The organism is Cohnella sp. GCM10012308 (assembly GCF_042649185.1).
Lineage (GTDB): Bacteria > Bacillota > Bacilli > Paenibacillales > Paenibacillaceae > Cohnella.
On the sequence record NZ_JBHRYU010000081.1, the window covers coordinates 1 to 1,168 of the forward strand.

Here is a 1,168-nt window from a genome sequence, read left to right on the forward strand (position 1 = left end):
GAGGAGGTGTTCACTTTGGGTGAACAGCGGCAACGGTTTAACGAAGAGTTCAAACAGCGTACAGTGAAGTACATTCAGGAGCAGACGAAGTCGGTGGGGGACATTGCGCAGGAGCTGAACATTCCAGCAAGTACTCTGCATGGCTGGCTGGCCAAGTATCGTATCTTTGAAAACGAGCCCCTGGCTAGTGCTCAAAGGGTTCGTGAGCTTGAGCAGCTTCTCAAAGATAAAGAGCGCGAGCTTAAAGCCAGAGAGCGTCGGATCGCCGATGTTGAGGAGGAACTAGCTATCGTAAAAAAAGCAGTGCACATCTTCAGCAAACCAAGGAACTAAGATTTTCGTTTATCGAAAAACACTGCTCCAAGTTTCCTGTGCTGAAGATGTGCAAAGTTTTAAAGGTATCCCGGGGCGGTTATTATGAGTGGTTGTCGGCGGAAATCAGTCAGCGAGAGCTTCAAAAAAGAAAAGTCATTGAGCGTCTGAAGTTCCATTTCTACGATAACAAACAGCGTTACGGCAGCCCTAAGTTAACCTTTCTGTTGGGCCAGGAAGGCTTCACCGTCACGGAGCGAACCGTAAGCAACTACATGAAAGAACTCGGTCTGCGCTCCTGCGTAGCGAACAAATTCCGGGTGCAAACAACCGATTCGAATCATACGGACCCTATCGCACCGAACATCCTAAGCCAGCAGTTTAAGGTCGCTAAACCCAACCAAGTATGGGTAGCTGACATCACGTACATCCCTTGTCGCGAAGGACGGCTGTATCTGGCCAGCCTGCTAGATCTGTGCACGCGGGAGATTGTCGGATGGCGGCTAGGCGAACGCATGACCAAGGAGCTCGTGCTTGGCGCGCTAGAAGACGCCCATGACAGCCAGAAGCCCAAAAAAGGACTATTGCACCATTCGGATCGCGGATCGCAATATGCGTCGGAAGATTACCGCGAGCAGCTCCACACATACAAAATGAAAGCCAGCATGAGCCGTAAAGGGAACTGTTACGACAATGCCTGCATCGAGTCCTTTCACAGCTTGCTGAAGAAAGAGCTGATTTACTGCACGAAGTTTCGAACGAAGGAACAAGCCCGGCAAGAGATTTTCGAGTACATCGAGCTATTCTACAACCGCAAACGAATCCATAGCTCGCTGGGATACCTGTCGCCGGCTCA

General features: G+C 50.4%; 2 protein-coding genes. Both read left to right on the forward strand.

What is annotated here, in order from left to right:
* Window positions 1-333: transposase (locus ACFOTD_RS34480; RefSeq protein WP_378124533.1), on the forward strand; the 333-nt coding region annotated here is incomplete at its 5' end.
* Between the two features lie 11 nt (window positions 334-344).
* Window positions 345-1,168, forward strand: an 824-nt coding sequence (locus tag ACFOTD_RS34485) for an IS3 family transposase (RefSeq protein ID WP_378124534.1), incomplete at its 3' end; no start/stop codon positions are given.